This is a genomic window from Cyclobacterium sp. SOCE241, assembly GCF_056867545.1.
This window is the reverse complement of the sequence record NZ_CP149779.1, coordinates 1869351-1888549: the sequence shown is the minus strand read 5'-3', so window position 1 is coordinate 1888549 and position 19199 is coordinate 1869351. Positions and strand designations below refer to the sequence as shown.

General features: G+C 38.1%; 17 protein-coding genes and 2 pseudogenes. 11 read left to right on the top strand and 8 right to left on the bottom strand.

Annotated features, from left to right (window positions below):
• The first annotated feature begins 19 nt into the window (after nucleotides 1-19).
• The 3 genes from ccoG to WG932_RS09200 are packed head-to-tail and all read left to right on the top strand — an operon-like array spanning nucleotide 20 to nucleotide 2595.
• A complete protein-coding gene (ccoG, locus tag WG932_RS09210; RefSeq protein WP_483087725.1) occupies nucleotides 20-1435 on the top strand; it encodes a cytochrome c oxidase accessory protein CcoG in 1416 nt (471 codons plus the stop codon).
• A 21-nt stretch (nucleotides 1436-1456) separates the two neighbouring features.
• On the top strand, nucleotides 1457-1873 hold the full coding sequence (locus tag WG932_RS09205) for a FixH family protein (protein ID WP_483087724.1): 417 nt from the start codon (nucleotides 1457-1459) through the stop codon (nucleotides 1871-1873).
• Between the two features lie 8 nt (nucleotides 1874-1881).
• On the top strand, nucleotides 1882-2595 hold the full coding sequence (locus WG932_RS09200) for a sulfite exporter TauE/SafE family protein (RefSeq protein WP_014022895.1): 714 nt from the start codon (nucleotides 1882-1884) through the stop codon (nucleotides 2593-2595).
• Between the two features lie 7 nt (nucleotides 2596-2602).
• Here WG932_RS09200 and WG932_RS09195 read toward each other — a convergent pair whose 3' ends face one another.
• Nucleotides 2603-3148 carry a phage tail protein gene (locus WG932_RS09195; protein WP_149394523.1) on the bottom strand — a complete coding sequence of 182 codons (546 nt, stop codon included), beginning with the start codon at nucleotides 3146-3148 and terminating at the stop codon, nucleotides 2603-2605.
• A 315-nt stretch (nucleotides 3149-3463) separates the two neighbouring features.
• On the opposite strand from WG932_RS09195, the gene WG932_RS09190 reads away from it, so the two are divergent.
• Together WG932_RS09190 and WG932_RS09185 are read left to right on the top strand one after the other, a co-directional pair.
• Nucleotides 3464-4036 carry a peptidylprolyl isomerase gene (locus WG932_RS09190; protein ID WP_483087723.1) on the top strand — a complete coding sequence of 191 codons (573 nt, stop codon included), beginning with the start codon at nucleotides 3464-3466 and terminating at the stop codon, nucleotides 4034-4036.
• A 113-nt stretch (nucleotides 4037-4149) separates the two neighbouring features.
• Nucleotides 4150-5481, top strand: coding sequence for a GntP family permease (locus WG932_RS09185; RefSeq protein WP_014022892.1), 1332 nt, complete (start codon nucleotides 4150-4152; stop codon nucleotides 5479-5481).
• Between the two features lie 23 nt (nucleotides 5482-5504).
• On the opposite strand, the gene WG932_RS09180 is transcribed toward WG932_RS09185, so the two are convergent.
• The 7 genes from WG932_RS09180 to WG932_RS09150 are packed head-to-tail and all read right to left on the bottom strand — an operon-like array spanning nucleotide 5505 to nucleotide 9915.
• Nucleotides 5505-6287, bottom strand: coding sequence for an SDR family NAD(P)-dependent oxidoreductase (locus WG932_RS09180; protein ID WP_014022891.1), 783 nt, complete (start codon nucleotides 6285-6287; stop codon nucleotides 5505-5507).
• Nucleotides 6288-6297: 10 nt separating this feature from the next.
• Nucleotides 6298-7389, bottom strand: coding sequence for a sugar phosphate isomerase/epimerase family protein (locus WG932_RS09175; RefSeq protein ID WP_483087722.1), 1092 nt, complete (start codon nucleotides 7387-7389; stop codon nucleotides 6298-6300).
• Nucleotides 7390-7394: 5 nt separating this feature from the next.
• A complete protein-coding gene (locus tag WG932_RS09170) occupies nucleotides 7395-7889 on the bottom strand; it encodes a c-type cytochrome (RefSeq protein ID WP_483087721.1) in 495 nt (164 codons plus the stop codon).
• A gap of 20 nt (nucleotides 7890-7909) precedes the next feature.
• The gene (locus WG932_RS09165; RefSeq protein ID WP_483087720.1) at nucleotides 7910-8149 is read right to left on the bottom strand and encodes a hypothetical protein; all 240 of its coding nucleotides are present in this window, start codon (nucleotides 8147-8149) and stop codon (nucleotides 7910-7912) included.
• Nucleotides 8146-8547: a hypothetical protein gene (locus WG932_RS09160; RefSeq protein WP_483087719.1), complete on the bottom strand. Its 402-nt coding sequence runs from the start codon at nucleotides 8545-8547 to the stop codon at nucleotides 8146-8148. The genes WG932_RS09165 and WG932_RS09160 overlap by 4 nt, the downstream gene beginning before the upstream one ends.
• Before the next feature lie 10 nt (nucleotides 8548-8557).
• Nucleotides 8558-9196, bottom strand: coding sequence for a DUF7133 domain-containing protein (locus WG932_RS09155; protein ID WP_483088609.1), 639 nt, complete (start codon nucleotides 9194-9196; stop codon nucleotides 8558-8560).
• Nucleotides 9142-9915 (bottom strand): DUF7133 domain-containing protein, encoded by a 774-nt coding sequence (locus tag WG932_RS09150; RefSeq protein WP_483088608.1) that lies wholly within the window; start codon nucleotides 9913-9915, stop codon nucleotides 9142-9144. Before WG932_RS09150 ends, WG932_RS09155 begins: the two co-directional genes overlap by 55 nt.
• Nucleotides 9916-10953: 1038 nt before the next feature.
• Between WG932_RS09150 and WG932_RS09145 the strand changes: the two are divergent.
• The 6 genes and pseudogenes from WG932_RS09145 to WG932_RS09120 all read left to right on the top strand — a co-directional run bounded on the left by WG932_RS09145 (nucleotide 10954) and on the right by WG932_RS09120 (nucleotide 19198).
• Nucleotides 10954-14147 (top strand): annotated as a pseudogene (locus WG932_RS09145) (SusC/RagA family TonB-linked outer membrane protein).
• Between the two features lie 27 nt (nucleotides 14148-14174).
• Nucleotides 14175-15949 (top strand): annotated as a pseudogene (locus WG932_RS09140) (RagB/SusD family nutrient uptake outer membrane protein).
• A gap of 336 nt (nucleotides 15950-16285) precedes the next feature.
• Nucleotides 16286-16534, top strand: coding sequence for an ApeP family dehydratase (locus WG932_RS09135; protein ID WP_483087718.1), 249 nt, complete (start codon nucleotides 16286-16288; stop codon nucleotides 16532-16534).
• Nucleotides 16535-16536: 2 nt separating this feature from the next.
• Nucleotides 16537-16707: a hypothetical protein gene (locus WG932_RS09130; protein WP_483087717.1), complete on the top strand. Its 171-nt coding sequence runs from the start codon at nucleotides 16537-16539 to the stop codon at nucleotides 16705-16707.
• Nucleotides 16708-17146: 439 nt separating this feature from the next.
• Nucleotides 17147-18304 (top strand): glycosyltransferase family 4 protein, encoded by a 1158-nt coding sequence (locus WG932_RS09125; protein ID WP_014022883.1) that lies wholly within the window; start codon nucleotides 17147-17149, stop codon nucleotides 18302-18304.
• 81 nt (nucleotides 18305-18385) lie between these two features.
• Nucleotides 18386-19198: a polysaccharide biosynthesis/export family protein gene (locus WG932_RS09120; RefSeq protein ID WP_149392736.1), complete on the top strand. Its 813-nt coding sequence runs from the start codon at nucleotides 18386-18388 to the stop codon at nucleotides 19196-19198.
• Nucleotide 19199 lies beyond the last annotated feature (1 nt).

Here is a 19199-nt window from a genome sequence, read left to right as displayed (position 1 = left end):
TATCATAAATAAAAGAATCATGGCTGTAAGAAATGAAAATCTAAATCCGGATAAGTTCAGGGATGCGCTTGGTACTGTGAATCAGGATGGAAAAAGACATTGGGTTTTCCCCAAGAAGGTTTCCGGAAAATTCTATCAATACAGGACCTATTTTTCTTGGCTATTACTGGGGATTTTATTTGCAGGGCCTTTCATTAAAGTAGACGGTCGTCCTTGGTTACTGTTCAATGTTTTTGAACGGAAATTCATTATTTTTGGAGCTGTTTTTTGGCCACAAGATACCCATTTGCTGATTTTTTTATTGTTGATTTTCTTTGTTTTCATTATCCTATTTACGGTGGTTTTCGGAAGGGTGTTTTGCGGATGGGCTTGTCCACAAACACTCTTTATGGAAATGGTATTCCGTAAAATAGAGTATTGGATAGAAGGGGATGCCAGCCAGCAAAGAAAATTGGATGCCATGCCATGGAATGCAGAAAAAATAAGAAAGAAGTCCATCAAAATGTTTATTTTCGTTTTGATTTCCCTGCTTATTTCCCATACGGTTATGGCTTATCTTATAGGTGTTGATGAAGTAAAAGAAATAGTTACCTCCTCTCCAGTAGATAATTTGGCTGGTTTTTTTGGCTTGCTAGCTTTTACCGGAATCTTTCTTTTTGTTTTTTCATGGTTTAGGGAACAGGCATGTATAGTGGTTTGTCCCTATGGACGTCTACAAGGTGTGTTGCTGGACAATCAATCCATCAATGTGACATATGATTATAAACGAGGTGAGCCAAGAGCCCCCATTAGAAAGAAAAAGGTTGAAGAAAAGCCTGTTGGAGATTGTATTGATTGTACATTGTGTGTGCAAGTTTGCCCTACGGGAATAGATATCAGAAATGGTATACAAATGGAGTGTGTCAACTGTACAGCTTGTATGGATGCCTGTGATGATGTTATGGAAAAAGTTGATCGTCCCAAGGGGTTGATCAGGTATGCTTCAGAAAACAGTATTTTGACAGGTACATCAAAATTATTAACCGGAAGAGTGAAAGCCTACTCCGGTATGCTGCTTTTGCTAATTGTAGGATTTGTGGCTTTGTTAGCTACCAGAGATGATTTAGGCGCTACTGTGACTAGGTTTAGAGGAATGACCTACCAAGCCAGAGAGGGGGCGCAAATCAGTAATCTATATGAAGTTACGTTAATCAATAAGACCTTTGATGAGCAGGAAGTCACTTTGGTTCCAAATGACCCAACATTTACTCTGGAAAAAGTGGGGCATACCGATTGGCACCTTGAAGGACAATCCAAGTTTGAGGGTAGGTTTTTTCTGGTTAAGAATCAGAAAGACATGAAAGTACCTCAGCAAAATGTGGAGCTTTTGCTTCAGCAAAATGGAGAAACCATTGACCGAATTTCTACCAGTTTTATGGGGCCTGTTGCTGAATGACAATCATTTAAAGAATACGATATGAATTGGGGAAATGGAATTTTGTTATTATTACTTGTTTTTATAGGCTTGATGGTCACTTTGGTAACCATTTGTGTGAGGCAAGATGATATTCATTTGGTTACTGAGAATTATTATGCGGAAGAGATAAAATACCAGGAACATATAGATAGGGTGAATAATACCCAAGCTATTGAAGGAAAGGTTTTGCAATATGATCCGGTAAGTAAAACACTACAATTCAAATTGCCTATCGGAGCCAAAGGAGAGTTGCACTTATTTAGACCTTCTGATGCGAGAATGGATAAAAAAATACAGGTTGAAATTAAGGATGCCGATTTCAGTGTTTTAAAACTGGACGATTTAGAGCCGGGCTATTGGAAGGTGAAGATGACCTGGGAAGCAGGAGGGGTAGCCTTTTTGAAGAGAAGAAAATAGATATATAAATGATTTGGACAGCCTTTATATGGGGGATGCTAGGCTCGTTTCATTGCGTGGGTATGTGTGGGCCAATAGCTTTGGCCTTAGCAGGTAAAGATAGGAGTAAGTATTTGTTCAATAAATTACTTTATAACTCGGGAAGGGCTGTTACTTATTCCGTTTTAGGTGGACTGGTAGGTTTGCTGGGGTTTTCTCTATCGCTGGCAGGAGTACAGCAATGGGTTTCCATAATTTTGGGTTTGACCATTATTGGCTTGGCGTTTTTTTACAAAGAGTCAGAAAAATGGATAACCGGATCTGCATTTTCAAAATCATTGATAAAGCTTAAATCTCAATTGGGTAAATCAATTAGAAGAGGTGGCAGTAAAGCATTTTTTCTAAGCGGATTATTGAATGGCTTCCTTCCTTGCGGGATGGTGTATATGGCTTTGGTGGCTTCTTTGGCCTTACAAAGCCCGGTTTATGGAATGGCTTATATGTTCGTTTTTGGATTGGGGACTTTTCCTGTGATGATTTTGCTAATGTTTTCAAAAGATATTTTCTCCTTGAGTTTCAGAATGAAAATGAATAAAGCAATGCCATATTTTGTTATGTTTATGGGTGTTCTATTCGTTTTAAGAGGTATGGGTTGGGGGATACCTTACCTGAGTCCCAAGCTTGGACTACCAGCAGCCCATGCTACAGAACTCCTAGACAGTGATATTACTCATTGTGAGTAATGAAACATCATGTTCTTGCCGGATAATATCCCTGTATACAGATGATGAAATTGATACTTAAATAGGGTGGAATTTGCTCAAATGGTTCGTTGGCACCAGTTTCGCTTATTGATTTTTCATTCATCAGGCTGTTTGAGGTCTCAGCATAGGACTGTACTGCATAAGGTGGTCTGAATCGGTTGACTTTCACTTGGCTTAAGGCCAAATAATTGCCTTCAGGATTATTGGAATTGGCTTTTACAGAATTTGATAACAATGAGTGAGAATGTGAAGGTAAGTTTTGTTCCTTTAATTGGCAGGTTTCCTGACCACCTTTTTCACCGGTCTTTTTTGGACTAAGTCCCGGTCCGCGTCCACTCCCCACCGGCATTCTTCCTCTTAGATCCGGTAAGGCGAAAGTAGTTTTGCCATCTCCGCCATACATATTGCCTAAAATTGAAAATAAAGATTGATTGTCCTTGATTGACATTATTCTTCCATCACAAGGCGCGTAGCCTCTGGGAGTGAAATTGCCTGCAAACATTTTAATGACTCCAATGTACTCCTCAAACATAATTAGTTTGTTTTAATTAGTAGGTGTTTTTTTTACTTGTGTAATGGTAAAATACTCAAAAAATAGTTTTTAAAATAGGTTTTTGAATATTTTTATTCTGTTAATTATTGAATTTCCTTATAAAAGTTATGTTTCTCTTCTAGGTGAAATGTGAGATACAGATATTTTTTGTTAGGGAGTAAAAATGGTTTGTAAAGGGTTTGAATTTTTTGTTAATTGATGGAAATGGTAATTTGGTTAACTGTCTTACCCATCCATTAGTACCAAAGGATCCCTTGCTTATTTCGGGTTTAAATCAACAAAATAATTTGTACCATGAATAAAATTATCAGCTGCCTCTTATTATTTATTATCAGTAATTCCATACTTGCACAGGAAATTGAGAAGTACTTAATAGAGACAGAAATTGGTGAAATTGAGCTTGTTGTATATCCGGAGCAAGCCCCAATAACTGTAGAGAATTTCCGAGCCTACGTGGAGAAAGAACTTTATACCAATTCTAGCTTTTTTAGGGTTTGTACACCGGAAAACGAAGCGGATAGAGAGATTAGGATAGAAGTGATTCAAGGAGGAAATGTGCCTGATAGTTTATTATTAGCTCCAATACCAATAGAAACAAGCCAAAAAACAAGAATTAAGCATGTCGATGGAACCATTTCTATGGCTAGATTAGGACCTAATAGTGCCCAAAGTTCCTTTTTTATTTGTATAAATGCACAGCCTGAATTGGACCATAATGGAAAGAGAAATCCGGATGGTTATGGATTTGCAGCATTTGGAAAGGTTACAAAGGGGATGGAGCTGGTAAAAGAAATCCAATCAGGAGAGGAAGTGGATCAATACCTTGTAAACCCGGTTAAAATTCAATCCATAAAAAGGATGCATTAATTGAGTTTTATGATTATGTAATGGAATAATATTTTATAAAAATATATAAATTCAGTTAAAATGTAGATAAAAATGCTTTATTTGGTAGGTAAAATAAACCCAAATATTGCTGTATGTTAATCTTTATTTTGATTCTATTGGTGTTGGTCATTGTCGTAGTCGCGATCATTAAATTTGAAATTCATCCTTTTCTCGCTTTATTCACCGGGGCCATATTATATGGGTTATTGGCAGGTATGCCCAATGCACTGATTATTAGCTCAATTACCGAGGGGTTTGGAGGTGTCTTGGGAAGAATAGGTCTACTGATCCTTTTTGGAGTAATTATAGGGACTTTTCTTGAAAAATCCGGAGGTGCTTTTGTTATTGCAAAAAAGGTACTGTCTTGGGTAGGCGAAAAATCAGTGATGCTTGGGATGATGATTACCGGATACATTTCTTCAATTCCTGTGTTTGGCGACAGTGCTTTTATCATGTTGAACCCAATCAATAAATCACTTTCCTTTAAAGGGAAATTGCCTTATGCTGCTACAACAGTTGCCTTAACGTTGGGGATAACTGCCACGCATTCATTGGTTCCACCCACTCCAGGACCTATAGCTGCGGCAGGTATCTTGGAGGCAGATTTAGGGCGAATAATTTTATTTGGTGCGATTATCAGTGCTTTGGGATTGATACCCTGCTACTATTTTTGTAAGTATTGGGTCTCAAATATTCATTTAGAACCGGCCTTTGCTAAGGTGGATAAATTAGGTTATTCCGGGAAAAGCCCATCATTGGGCAAGTCTTTTATGCCAATTGTAATCCCATTGTTGTTAATAATTTTGTCCTCGATTGCAGCTTATCCTACCAAACCCTTTGGGGAAAACCACCTAACTGCCCTTATTTTATTTATTGGGAACCCAATAATTGCCTTACTTTTAGGTGCATTTTTGGCCTTTAGTTTGCCGGAAAAGTTGGACAAAAAGATATTGTCTTCTTCGGGTTGGTTTGGTGAAGCATTATTGATAGGGGCACCTGTGATACTCATCACAGGTGCTGGTGGAGTTTTTGGTAAAATGCTACAAAATTCAGGAATTGCTGATCAGATTAGTGGATTGATGAGTACTGGCCATTGGAGTTTATTCCTTCCTTTTGCTATGGCCTTTGCCTTGAAATCTGCCCAGGGTTCCTCAACTGTAGCTTTGGTGACGACAGCATCTATAATGGTTCCTTTAATGCCCACCTTGGGTTTGGATTCTGAGGTAATGCGCGTATTTACAGTCTTGGCTACAGGGGCTGGGGCCATCGCCGTCTCCCATGCCAATGATAGCTTTTTTTGGGCCATGACCCAATTATCCGGAATGAATATCAAGCAAGGCTACCAATCCCACAGCTTAGGTACCCTTATTCTGTCTATTACTTCTATGGTAATTATATTCCTTATGGCTTCTCTATTGGCATAAGTATTCGAAAGTTTTTTTAAACGCTATTTAGCTGTCCAACCACCGTCTACGGTAAGGAGAGATCCCGTCATATAATTGGCTGCTTCACTTGCTAAGAAAATTGCGGCCCCTTGAATTTCTTTGAGTTCTCCCCATCTTCCCAAGGCTGTGGCACCAATAATAAACTCCTTGGTAGCAGGATCATCGGCAACAGGGATATTCATTTCTGTGAGAAATGGCCCCGGGCAGATGGCATTAACCTTAATATCAAATGGTGCCAACTCAATCCCCAATGCACGGGTCATTTGGACCACAGCACCTTTACTTGAAGTGTAAGGCGTCCGATTGGCCAAACCTACAAGACCCAAAGTACTGGCTAAATTTATTATTTTTCCTGATTTTTGAGCTTTCATATGGGGGATAACGGAGCGGCTACAAAGCCAAGAACCAGTGACATTTACTTCCATTACTTTGTTAAAATCCTCCAAGCTTACCTCATCAATCGCCCCTCTAATGTTTATACCGGCACTGTTTATCAAAATATCAATGCTGCCAAAATTTTCCATGGCAAAAGCGGCCATTGCATCGGTTTGTTCCTCTTTGGAAATGTCAGCAGCAAAAGCCAGCGCTTTTACACCATAGGTTTTCGCAATCTTTTCAGCTATAATAAAGCCGTCTTTTTCATTTCTATTCACAATTAATAGATTTGCTCCGGCAGAGGCAAGCCCTGCCGCCATGGCAAGGCCTAAACCTTTAGATCCTCCAGTGACAATGGCTGTTTTTTTACTGAGATCAAATAATTTAATTCCTGGTAAGCTGTCTAACATAATATTCAATTTATAGGTTAAAATTTTCATTACTGTATGACAATGAAGTCCGTACATTGTATTCCTCTTTGGCTAATAATGCTTCAGGTTCTAAAGCATTGATATATGGAAGCCTTTCTTTTCTAGAATTTACCCAAGTTAGCATTTTTGCCAATTCGGAGGCTGTCACCTGCTGGAGTGTGGTCCAATAATCAGGTGTCAAGCAAGGGATTTGTAGCGGGTTTCTTGTAATCATCTCGAGATTAAAAGTGATTGATGGGTTGTGCTTTTTGCAAGTGTCTACAATCTGTTTTAGTGCTAAGCAACCTTTCCCTAATGGTACTTCAGACAATAGAAATCCTTTTTCGTAGGGAGCCACTGCCATGTCTTTGACATGCGTAGTGAAAACATAGGGAGCCAAAAGTTGGAGTGTATGTTCAGGTAGCTCCATTAAAGCAATGCTATTTCCAAAGTCCAAGGTAACCCCAATCCATTCACTTGATATATTTTTCACCAAGTGGACCAATTCATCGGAGCGCCAATCTTTGTGATTTTCAATCGCCAATTTGATTTTATGTTTGCTTAAAATAGGGGCAACTTTTGCTAGCATCCTTGTGGCTTCGGTTTTGAACGCTATAAAATCTTCTTCTGTATGAAGCGCTTCATATCTTCTAGGTCCTAAACTTACGGTTCTCAAAACCTTAACACCGGCCTCCTTCGCCAAGATGAGTTGCTTCTCAAAACCCATTAGATCAATTTCTTTTCTAGGCATTCCAATGGAACCTTCAAGGTACATGCCGAACTTTTCTCTTTGATCTCTTATTTTTTTGGAGAAATCAGTTGACCAATCTTTAACTCCAACCTGGATTCCTCCTGCACCGATTTTATGGCAATGGTTTAGCAATTCACTGGCATTTTTAAAGCCCGGGTAAAGGCTACTTTGATAAGAAGAATGCCATCTTTTTCCATAAGAATGAACGACAATACCCAATTTTTCCCTCTCGAAAATATTAGGAAAGCCAGGGATGCTCATGGCCAATAACCCCACGCTTGCAGTTTTTATGAAATTGCGACGCTCACTTGAATAATTAGGGACTGTTGTATGTACGGTGTTTGCCTTCATGATTTTTAAGGTTTGTTCAGCGGGTTTACCGGTGGCTCATATTTTAAAAGGTCTTCCGGTTTCCATGGCAAGACCCGGCCTTGGGTTGAAAGTCTTAATTCTGCAACTGTACCACTCTTTACAGCCGGTGCATTATTATTCCATTCATTCCTGATATAAGTAAGGATATTTGCTATTCTGCCATTGTCTAGACTAGCCATGGAAGGCATTATGGGCAAAATTTCAGGGCTTTGGTATTGGACTCCATTGACCGTTAATGGCCCTTCTAACCCATGGATTAAAATCATGGCAAGTCGCTTTTCAGATCCTGTAACCCACTCAGAATTGTTTAATGGTGGACCCATTCTATTTACGCCTTCACCATCTTCTCCGTGACAACCTGCACAAGTACTAACATAGAGCTGTCTTCCTTTAGCAAAGGATATTTTTTCGCTATTTGACAAGTTGAAGCTGGCTTTAAGACTGTCTACTTTATTATTTTTACCAGGCCAGTCAAACAATTGATTTAATTGGTTGATGTTTAAATCACTTTTTCAAATTCAGTAGTGGTTGTGAATAGGGGCGCTTTGGGAAGTCGAATGAGGGGACTTTTATGATGAGAAGAAGCGACTGTCATCCCTCTAAGGATAGCCAATGATTTCCAGTCTTGAGAGGGCGGGCTATTATCTAAGATTTTTACCAATTTTCGCATTTCCGATGGCTCATATTTGTTGCAGATGGCTGTAGCCAGCATTTCGATAAAAATAGCTCTTGAGCTCACTTCGTTTTGCCATGTTTTTTGTTCCAATAGTAACTGCAAAAAAAAAATTCATGATCATACAAACTACTGAGGGCCGCATCCCTAAATATAGGCTCATCAATCATTGCTTCCAAAACAACCAAGAGCACCTTAAAATTAAACTTTGGAGAAAAATTGCCTGAACTCAAGACCAATTGGAGGCTTATTGCCGAATTTTTACTCCTTACTATTTTAAACAGGCTATTTTCTAGAACCTCTTTGTAAACTGAATTTTCTGAAGAAAACTGTTCTGCAAGGCGTAGGGCATGGATGGTAACTTGAGGGTTTTTAGAATTATCTATCTCCAAAAGGGAAATGATCACCTTAGCATCTAATCTTCCCATCCCTTCTAAAGTCCACAAAGCATGGATTTGAGCCAATGGATACTTGTTATCTAAGGCAAGTTCTTCTAATATTTTTACTGTGTTTTTGTCTTTTTTCTACCAACAGCCTTTGTGCCATATCCCTGTGCCAGCCGTTTGGATGTTTCAGCTTTTGAACTAGTTCATGGTGTTTTAGTTCAGATAGTTTTTGCACGGATCTGTTTCCTTGGTTTTTTTCGGTTAATCGCCATATTCTGCCATAATGTGTCGGCAATTCAAGCTTTCTATTAATTGTGATTGCTTTTAAATAGGAGGAGATATAGGCGGCATGTTGGATCAGGCCACGGTACATGTCGGTAATATACAAGGCGCCATCAGGGCCTGAAGTCAAACTAACAGGTCTAAAGCGCTCATCTCGTGAAGCAATCACTGACCGGCCTTGATCAGGTGAGCTGGTTTGGATAAAGATCTCATTATCCTTGATGCCATTCCTTTTAATCAAATTTCCGGAAGGTTCACAGATAAAGACGTTTTCTGAATATTGTGATGGTAGCCCGTCACCTCTATAGTAAAAAGGAGAACATGCTGATGTGAATTCCTTTAGTCTGTTTCTTTTATCCAGTGTTCCGGGAATATAACCTCTGTTGATCGCTAAATTTTCTCTGACCGGAAAAATTTCTCGATCTGAGGTAAGACCTTGATCGATCCCTGAGGTACTGCTATGGTTAAGGTTTCTATTAAAATAGTTAGGGGAACTAGATCTGCATGCAAAGGAGACCAATTGTAATTGTAATACAGCCTGCCATAATTATCCTGGCTAATCCCCCATTGACCACGAAATTCGGTGCTGTCTTTGATCCATCTTTGATTTTTAAGTTTGTAACGAAACCGAGATTTTGCATTATAATACCAATTGTCAATTCCTCTCAATAAACCGTTACCGGCATGTTCGGGTAAATTGCTTCCTGCATAATCAGGGTCTACCAATACTTTGGTATCTGCTACTAAATCACCATCCAGGTCTTGGGTCCACCAAAGCGCCATATTTTCCGCCACCAGGGCACCGTTGCTTACAATGGCAAGTGCTCTGGGTAAGATTAGGCTATCTAGATAAATGGTTTTTTTGTCCATTTCCCCGTCACCATTTTTATCTTCCAAGATTGAAATCCTGCCATTTGGTGCTTGTTCATTATGCCCGTCTATGGTATTCATAAAACCTCGCATCTCAACTACCCAAAGCCTTCCCTCTTCATCAAAACTTGTAAAAACAGGGTCTTCAATTAAGGGTTCAGCTGCCACAAGCTGGACGGTGAGATCTTCATTAAATTCAAATTTTTTAAGTGCTTCTTGAGGTGAAAGGGCAGGTGAGGGTTCATTTTTCTCTTGGGTGTTGCAGCCTGTTATCGTGAAAAAGACTATCCACACCTTAATCAAGGTAGAGGGGTTTAAACAATATGAGAAATGTCTTAACAATTTCTTGAAAATTGGGTTTATTGGTGCGGGATGTGTGATTATTTGGTAAATATAAAGTTTTTACTTTAGAAAAAAATAGATTTTTGATTGTGGCAGTTGTAACTTTTGCAGGTTGCTTTTTATACAGAAGTAAATGCGTTTTGTTGCCTAGGTGAAAGGAGACTTATGACAACCAATAAGGGTGAATTTTGTTGTCAGTTGAAAACCTATTATAGAATCCCTTGCTTGATAGACTAAAATAAATGAAACAAAGGAAAGTGTTCAGGTTAGGAACCCAATAAATTTTAAATTTGACTCAATCAATAAAATTTTATTTACGTTTACCTTACCGTAAATTTTTTCTATGTTAAAATTAAAAATCATCTATAAAAGTTTTATTTAACATTAGTAATATTAGTTGAAATAATTAAATATAAGATCAAGTTATCGCTTTTTTAATTAACGTAAAAAAATGTTGTAATTGGTTGGTTTGAAATATATAATTAATATACTTTTTTTAAAGGTAAATTTGGTTTAACCATTTTAAACAAAATTTAGTGTTGTTTTTAAATTTTAATAAAAGGGAATAGTAATGTTTTTTAGTGAAAAAGTTTTATTGATATGGTATTCGATTTGATTTAGTGATCTATTTGCAGATTTAAATCAATTTCAAATAATTCTCTCAATTTTTTTTTCCTTAAATTAAAAAATCATATTATTGCTTAAGTCGTTTGATTAATTATTTTTTTTGTAAGTATTTTTCATAATAGATAATTATTAACAGATAAATATAACCCATTATGCCAGTACTACCAATTGCCTCAGTTAGTCCTTTAGAATTTCTAGGAACCAGCTTGCATTCAGAGAGCTGGTATCCGCTTTATTTTTCAAAGGAAAATACTTTATAAGTTAAACAATGTTGGCCTTAATCGGTTAAATCGTTTGAGCCTTGTTTATACAGTGTGCTCTTAATTTATATCAATTAATTTATACTAAACCTAAAATTTACTTATGTTAAAAATTTACAAGTTATGCAGTTTGGTACTGTTGTCTTTGTTTGTGAGTACGGGCTTTGCCTTGGCACAGATAGAGGTTTCGGGTACAGTCACGGATGACCTAGGGGATCCCCTTCCCGGTGCAGCCGTATTAGTCAAAGGCACATCAAATGGTACTGTAACAGACCTAGATGGAAATTATACAATTTCAGTAGCCAATCAAGAATCCACCTTGGTGTTTTCATTTTTGGGGTTTAATAATGTGGAGGAAATCGTTGGCAGTAGGACTACCGTCGATGTATCTTTAGAACAAGGTTTAAGTGGTTTGGATGAAGTGGTTGTAACAGGTTACGGCTCCCAATCTCGTAGAGAGATTACCGGCGCCGTTACTTCAGTCGATTCTGAAGAATTACTAGCTATTCCTGCCACAACCTTTGCCCAACAGTTACAGGGTAGGGCAGCAGGTGTGACCATTATTAACGATGCAACACCGGGAGGTGGAGCTACAGTTCGTATTAGGGGTTTGGAACAATTAACAACAATGATCCCTTGTATGTAATAGATGGTGTACCCACACAAAGTCAGGGGAATTTAAACCCCAATGATATTGAATCAATTCAAATTCTTAAAGATGCCTCAGCTGCATCAATTTATGGTTCAAGGGCTGCGAACGGTGTGATCATCATCACTACAAAGAGAGGTAAAGTAGGGAAGCCTAGTGTTTCTTTCAATGCCTATTATGGTATGCAAACTTCCGATAGAGGTCCGGACCCTTTGAATGCAGAAGAATTAGGTGAGTATCTTTATTTGGCCAATATCTATGGTAACCCGGGAAGTACGCCCACGCATGGGCAGTATTCGTGGGGGCCAAATGGTGAAGTAAGTATTCCTGATTATGTGTTCCCAAGCGGAGCCATGGAGGGAGATCCGGGAGTTGATCCAAGTTTATATGCATTAGAGCCGGGAAATATTTACCCCATTACCAGGGCCTCTGATACAGATTGGTGGGCTGAGACCACAAGATCTGCGCCTATACAGAGTTATCAAGTGACAGCCAATGGAGGAACGGAAAATGGTAGGTATGCCTTGTCCTTGAATTATTTCAGTCAAGACGGGGTAATAAATAATATAGGATATGACCGATATTCTCTAAGGGCCAATACTGAGTTTAAAACACTTAAAAATAGATTAACGATTGGAGAAAACCTTTCCGTAACAGTCGGTAATAGAAAAGGTGGTTTTGGTAATGGGTCAAGAGGTAACAATGAAGAGCAAAATGCAGTATTTAGTTCCTCGCTTCAACACCCACTTTTGCCTGTATATGACATCATGGGCAACTTCGCGGGAAGTAGAGGGGCCAATCTGGGTAATAATTATAATCCAGTGGCATTCTTGGAAAGAGCCAAAGACAATAGGAACCTAGAATTGAGGGTGTTTGGAAATATTTATGCCCAGATTGATATCACAGATAATATCAATGTTAGATCAAGTTTTGGTGTGGACGCTAACAATAGAAGGGCCCGTTATATAGGTAGACCACAGCCTGAATATGTGGAGGGCAATTTTGTCAATAGTTCTACTGCCGAAAATGCGTATTCTTACCAATGGGTATGGACCAATACGGTAAGTTATACTAAAACCTTCAATGATGTACATGCATTTGATGCATATTTGGGTTTAGAGTCGATTAAAGAGTTTGGTGAAATTTTTGGGGCTTCCAGACAAAGGTTTGCTTTCGAAACCAACCCTATTATTTCCTATCTAGACTTAGGAGATCCCAATACAGCTACCAACTTTGGTAGAGTAGAGAGTGATTATCGACTTTATTCGCAGTTCGGTAAGCTGAACTATTCTTACGATGGTAAATATCTCGTTCAGTTTATTTTGAGAAATGATGGGTCTTCTAGATTTTTGGCTGCATCCAGAAATGCAACATTCCCTGCATTTAGTTTAGGATGGAGATTATCGGATGAAGCAGCAGTGGCTGAGGCTTTGCCAATTGTGTCTGACATGAAATTGAGGTATGGTTGGGGTAAAACCGGTAACCAATTGATCGGTGATTACAATGCATATACAACCTATAGGTCAAATATTTTCAATGCGGGCTATCCTATTGATGGTTCAACCACCACCCCTTCTCTAGGTTTTGATGCACAGCGCTTTGGAAATCCAAATGCAAGGTGGGAGACCACTACTTCTAATAATATTGGCTTGGATATAGAGTTGATGGATGGGAAATATTTCTTCGAATTAGACCTTTGGAACAGGGTAACTTCAGATATGTTATTTCAAACTCCCATTAATTATGGACATGGAGATGCCACCGCGCCTTTCTTTAATGTAGGTCAAATGACCAATAAAGGGATTGACTTAAATTTGGGACTTGATGACACTGCTATGGGAGGAGAATTAAGTTATGGCGTTTCTGCTAACTTCTCCATGTACAGAAACAATGTTGATAATTTGGCGGAGAATGAAGACAATGTGTTGTTTGGGACTTCCACTAGAGTACCTTCAGTAACAATTACCCAATCAGGATATCCTATATCTTCTTTCTTTGGTTACAATAACTTAGGTATTTTTCAAACCCAAGAAGAGGTAGATGCACATCCTGCTTATGGTAACTACAATGCTGTTGGTAAATTCAAGGTTCAGGACGTGAACGAAGATGGTGTAATTACTGATGCAGATAGGACCATCATTGGAAACCCTCATCCGGATTTTGTTTATGGAATTAATTTAAACCTAGGGTATAAAAATTGGGATCTGGCAATCTTTGGTAATGGATCTGTTGGAAACGATATTTTTAATTATATCAATTACTGGACGGATTTCAATACATTCCAAGGAAATAAATCAAAAACAGCATTGTATGATGCTTGGCAGCCAAGTAATCCTACCGGTACTTTCCCAATAATGGATATTAATGATCAAGTGAGTAGTCGGCCATCCAGTTATTTTGTAGAAGATGGTTCTTATTTTAGAATGAGGAATGTACAGTTGACTTATAATTTGTCTGAAGCCTTATTAAATAACATAGGTATGAGCAGGGCTTCTATTTATTTCCAAGGTCAGAATCTGTTTACCATCACAAAGTATACAGGTACAAATCCTGAGATTCAGACAGGAAGTAACAATACCGTCGGATTTGATGGAGGTTATATGCCTATTTCCAGAAATTTGATTTTGGGAGTAAATGTTACGTTTTAATCAATCATAACATAAAGAAGCAAACAAATGAAACGAATATATTTAAAAATAGCTACTGCAATAGTACTTGGGTTGTCCATTACTTCCTGCCAGGAAGAGTTTTTGGAAACCGTACCCCAAGGTCAGTTCAGTACAGTAGATTTGGCTAATGCACAAGGCGTAGAAGGGCTTTTGTTGGGAGCTTACGCAATGATAGATGGTTACGGACTGGATGGACAATCCGGATGGAATGGCACCATAGACAATTGGGTATATGGTGGTGTGGTATCAGATGACGCCTACAAAGGAACAGATGCAGGTGATCAGCCGGAGCAGTCTTTCTTGGAAGCTTTTGATTTTCAGCCTACCAATCTTCACCTAAGAAATAAATGGAGAGCAGTTTATAAAGGAGTAGCCCGGGCGAATGATGTGTTGAACACATTGAAAAAGCCGAAGATGTGTCTGAGGAAAGAAGTGCTCAGATAATTGCCGAAGCAAGGTTTTTAAGAGGGTTTTTCCATATGGAAGCCAGAAAAATGTGGAGAAGAGTTCCTTATATTGATGACTCTACTTTCGATTTAATAGATTTAGAAAGTAGTAAAGTTCCAAATGATAGGGAGATTTGGCCCGATATTGAGGCTGACTTTGAAGCGGCAATGAATACCTTGCCTGAATCTCAAGCAGATGTGGGGAGACCTACAAAATGGGCAGCTCAAGCTTTTCTTGCCAAAGCCAAGATGTTCCAAGGATGGGATCAAAGCACAGGAGAAGCAAATACGACGGTGTTAGCGGAAGCGAAGACCCTTTTAGATGATATTTTAAACAATGGGCCATTTTCATTGACCAGTACTTTCGAAGAAAATTTTCTTGTGGGAAGAAGAAACAATGAAGAGTCAATTTTTGAAATTCAATTTTCTATCTCAAGTGCTACTACAGCTGCAGCCAATGAAGGAACAACATTGAATTATCCTTATACAGATCCTTGGGGCTGTTGTGGGTTCTACCAACCTTCTCAAAACTTGGTAAATGCTTATAAAACTTCTGAGGATGGGCTTCCTCTGTTAGATACTTTCAACGATAGTGATGTTCCCAATGATCAAGGCTTGGCTTGGAATGACCCTTTTCAACCCTATGAAGGTCCATTAGATCCGAGACTAGATCATACAGTTGGAAGAAGAGATGTTCTGTACAAAGGTTATAAAATCCATGGCAGTGACTTTATCCGAGATCAAAATTATGCAGGGCCATATTCACCAATTAAGCATGTGGCGGAGCCGGAATTTTTCGGAATTGGGTCTAACCCCCGATTGTCTGCCAATAATTACAGAATTATGAGATTAGATATGGTGATATTATGGCTGGCTGAGGCTGAAGTTGAACTTGGTAACCTTGAAAGGGCCAGGGAGCTTGTTAATATGATCAGATCTAGAGCAGCTAATCCTGATGGTTTTGTACCAAAGGCCATTCAAGGTGCTGAAAGGAATGATTATACGATTGTGGAAGGAGAACCTGCTGCCAACTATGTAATATCTACCTACGATATGCCGTGGACAGATCAAGATGTGGCAAGAAAAGCTGTAAGGATGGAAACCAGGTTGGAATTTGCGATGGAAGGACATAGATTCTTTGATTTACAACGTTGGGGAATTGCTGCAGAAACGATGAATGAATACCTTAACGAGGAAGGTACCAAAAGAACGTATTTAAGCAATGCTAGCTTTACCAAAGGTGTTCATGAATATTTCCCTGTTCCATTAGAGGCAATTGAAAGATCCTTTAGAGATGGGTCACCTACATTGGTGCAAGATCCTGCGTTTGATTAAATCAGTATTTTCGATTAAGCTTTCAAAAAGGGTGGGGTTTCCTCACCCTTTTTCTTGACAAATCCCTGCGTTCCTAGGTAAATCAAAACATTCTGTCTAGGCTTAATAATAAGCTTTAGCAGTAGGTTAAAGATGCATTTTATTTTAGATAGAAGGTTGGTGTAATCATCAGAAAGCCTGTCGCATTTATCTAATTATGAAGCATTAATAATTTACATCGACGTAAAGTGAGGGGCTATGCCTTAAACCGTTTAAAATTAATTAAATTGGTAAAGCTTTTCCAAAGGATTTTTGGCGGCATAAAAACCATTCAGTAAGCTTTAATATTTGAAAAAAATGGATGCTTCAATTGAAAAACTAATACCACATCGATCTCCTTTTCTATTCGTTGATAAAATTATTTCTGCAAACGAGAATCAAATCATCGGGATTAAAACCTTTGACAAAGCCATTGACAAAATGGCCACAGGTAGTTTTTCTGATTTTGATTTTATTCCAGGTATGATTTTAATTGAATCTATGGCGCAATGTGGTGGTGCAGGAATAAAAAAGCTGGACTTGCAAAGGGCTTTTTTGGTTTGGTAAGTATGGACCATGTCCAGTTTTTGAAAGGAGCCAATTACAATGAAGAAATTAAATACACCATTCAGAACATAAGGATTAGCAATAAGATAATTAAACAAAGCGGGATGGCCACTGTTCGAGATACACTTATAGCAGAAGCTACTTGGGTTTGTGCACGAATAGATAATACTTAATACAGTAAGGAGCTAATTGTATTTCCTCATTACTCAAATATTGACACTTTAATCTCTGAATTTTTTAGAATTAGACTTTATCTACAAAGTGAAATAGGTGTTTCTTATATGCTTTTGACTATTTTTCAGTATTGGTTTGTGCAATTGCAATGCCTAATCGGTTGTCAAATATGAATAACAGTTGATTGATAGTGTCCTTTATAATATTAAAAAGTATAAATATTTGAATGTCAGCTATCTACAAGTGTTCGTTTGATTGGCTTATGCATTTTGGCTTTCTAGGGACAAATCCTCGTTAAAAATAAATCACATTGTTTGACCACTTTTTACAAATTCCTTTCGTTTCATTAATAATAAAAATTGAAGACAACTGAGTAGAATATTTAATTTTCCATCGATTTAATAGGTATATTTGACCTTTTAATTAAATAATAGCTGAATGCCAAAGTTGATTAGGATCACAACTGTTCCCATTTCTCTCAAATTATTATTAAAAAATCAAATGAGTTTCATGTCAAATGCAGGATTTGACGTGCTTATGGTTAGTTCAGAAGGGAAAGAATGGTATGATGTTTCAAAAAATGAAAAAGGCATAAGGAAAGAAATCATCCCATTTACCAGGAAAATTACTCCCTTAAAAGACATTTATTGTTTGTGGTTATTGTTTCGCCTGTTTAAGCGGGAAAAACCGGATATTGTGCATACCCATACACCAAAGGCCGGATTGTTAGGAATGGTTGCTGCGTGGATGGCAGGAGTGCCAGTGAAAATTCATACTTTAGCCGGGCTTCCTTTTATCGTGGAAAAAGGTAGGAAAGCAAAACTACTGTCTGACATTGAAAAAATCACCTACCGCTTTGCCGATGAAGTATGGCCAAATTCCTATTCTTTAAAGGATTTTATTATAAGTAAAAAACTTGTTCGTCCGGAGAAGGTGAAAATTATTGGTGAAGGGTCTTCTAATGGAGTTGATCTAAAGGTTTTTGACAGGAACAATTTACAGGAAAATCATTTAGTGGCCGCTACCATGCGAATTGTACCCGGGGAGGATGATTTTTTAATGCTAACAGTTGGTAGGCTAGTTAAAGACAAGGGGATTGCCGATCTAGTGGAAGCTTTTGTACAATCAAAAATCGTTAATCGGTCAAAATTAATTTTATTGGGAGACTTTGAACAGGATTTGAATCCCCTTGAGCCCAAAACCATCAACCAGATAAAGGATCATCCAAGAATAGTACATGTGCCATGGACGGATCATGTTGCACATTATTTGGCCATTTGTGATGTCCTTATCCACCCTTCTCATAGGGAAGGATTTCCCAATGTACTTTTGGAATCAGGAGCAATGTGTTGCCCTATCATCTGTTCAGATATACCGGGAAATACTGATTTAGTAAAGCATAAAAAGACGGCTCTTGTGTATCAGGTCGGACTAGTTTCGGCATTGAAAGAGGCCATGGAATTTGCATTCGTAAAAAGAGCAGATATGCAGGGGTATGCAGAAAATCTACACCAGAGGGTTGTAGAAAAATTCGATAGAAATTCTATCCAGAAAAATATTTTTAATGCATATAATCGCTTGTTGAATAATAAATAATGCACTTTAAATTTATTATTCTCATTTTTTCAAACCGTTCATATTTAGTTAATTTTGGAGGTGATCATTAAAAGTTTTTACATGAAAAGACTGGTATTTCCGGTTTTAATTTTTATTTCAATTACTTCCTGTATAAGTAATAAGAGAATAAATTATCTTCAAAATTTAGAAGGAAATGAGCCCATTGAATTGGATGAATTTATTCCTTTTGCGGATGTAGAATACGAGTATATTTTGCAGCCATATGATATTGTAGATGTTGATTTTGCTTCCTCTAATGAGGACTTGCTTAAAGCTTTCCAGTATCAAGGAGCGAATGCGGTTAGGACAAGTAGAGCTGGTGGCAATGGAAACATGGACATTTTTTATTTTTCGGGGTATTCAATAGATAAAGACGGATACATTCAAATTCCAAATTTGGATCCTATAAAAATTGCCGGTTTAACAGAAATTGAAGCACGGAATATGGTTCAGGAGGCCATAGGGTTTTATTTCAAAGATGAAGTGCAGGTTAAGCTTAGGATAGGAGGCATTAGATTTACTACCTTAGGAGAATTTAGTAATGTGGGTCCAAAGATGATTCTAAAAAACCGCGCCACCATTTTTGACGCCATTTCAATTGCAGGTGAATCCAGTATTTTGGCACGTAAGAATGAATTGTTTTTAATAAGACAGTATGATGGAGGCACCAAGATCCATCAAATTAACTTGAATGACAGACAACTTTTGGCTTCCCCTTACTATTTTATTCAGCCCAATGACATATTGTATTTGCAACCAATGAATATTAGACAAATTGGTTCAGGAGAGAATTTGACGGGAAGCTTGCAACTTGGGGTGTCCATTATTACTGCATTGATGTTTTTATATGGAATTACCTCAGGGCTCTTTTAGT

Bases quoted from the DNA above. Each gene is read 5' to 3' on its own strand.
- WG932_RS09185 (WP_014022892.1), top strand. From the start codon at position 4,150: ATGTTAATCTTTATTTTGATTCTATTGGTGTTGGTCATTGTCGTAGTC.
- WG932_RS09190 (WP_483087723.1), top strand. From the start codon at position 3,464: ATGAATAAAATTATCAGCTGCCTCTTATTATTTATTATCAGTAATTCC.
- WG932_RS09205 (WP_483087724.1), top strand. From the start codon at position 1,457: ATGAATTGGGGAAATGGAATTTTGTTATTATTACTTGTTTTTATAGGC.
- ccoG (WP_483087725.1), top strand. From the start codon at position 20: ATGGCTGTAAGAAATGAAAATCTAAATCCGGATAAGTTCAGGGATGCG.
- WG932_RS09175 (WP_483087722.1), bottom strand. From the start codon at position 7,389: ATGAAGGCAAACACCGTACATACAACAGTCCCTAATTATTCAAGTGAG.
- WG932_RS09180 (WP_014022891.1), bottom strand. From the start codon at position 6,287: ATGTTAGACAGCTTACCAGGAATTAAATTATTTGATCTCAGTAAAAAA.
- WG932_RS09195 (WP_149394523.1), bottom strand. From the start codon at position 3,148: ATGTTTGAGGAGTACATTGGAGTCATTAAAATGTTTGCAGGCAATTTC.
- WG932_RS09125 (WP_014022883.1), top strand. From the start codon at position 17,147: ATGCCAAAGTTGATTAGGATCACAACTGTTCCCATTTCTCTCAAATTA.
- WG932_RS09120 (WP_149392736.1), top strand. From the start codon at position 18,386: ATGAAAAGACTGGTATTTCCGGTTTTAATTTTTATTTCAATTACTTCC.
- WG932_RS09135 (WP_483087718.1), top strand. From the start codon at position 16,286: ATGGATGCTTCAATTGAAAAACTAATACCACATCGATCTCCTTTTCTA.
- WG932_RS09200 (WP_014022895.1), top strand. From the start codon at position 1,882: ATGATTTGGACAGCCTTTATATGGGGGATGCTAGGCTCGTTTCATTGC.
- WG932_RS09130 (WP_483087717.1), top strand. From the start codon at position 16,537: ATGGACCATGTCCAGTTTTTGAAAGGAGCCAATTACAATGAAGAAATT.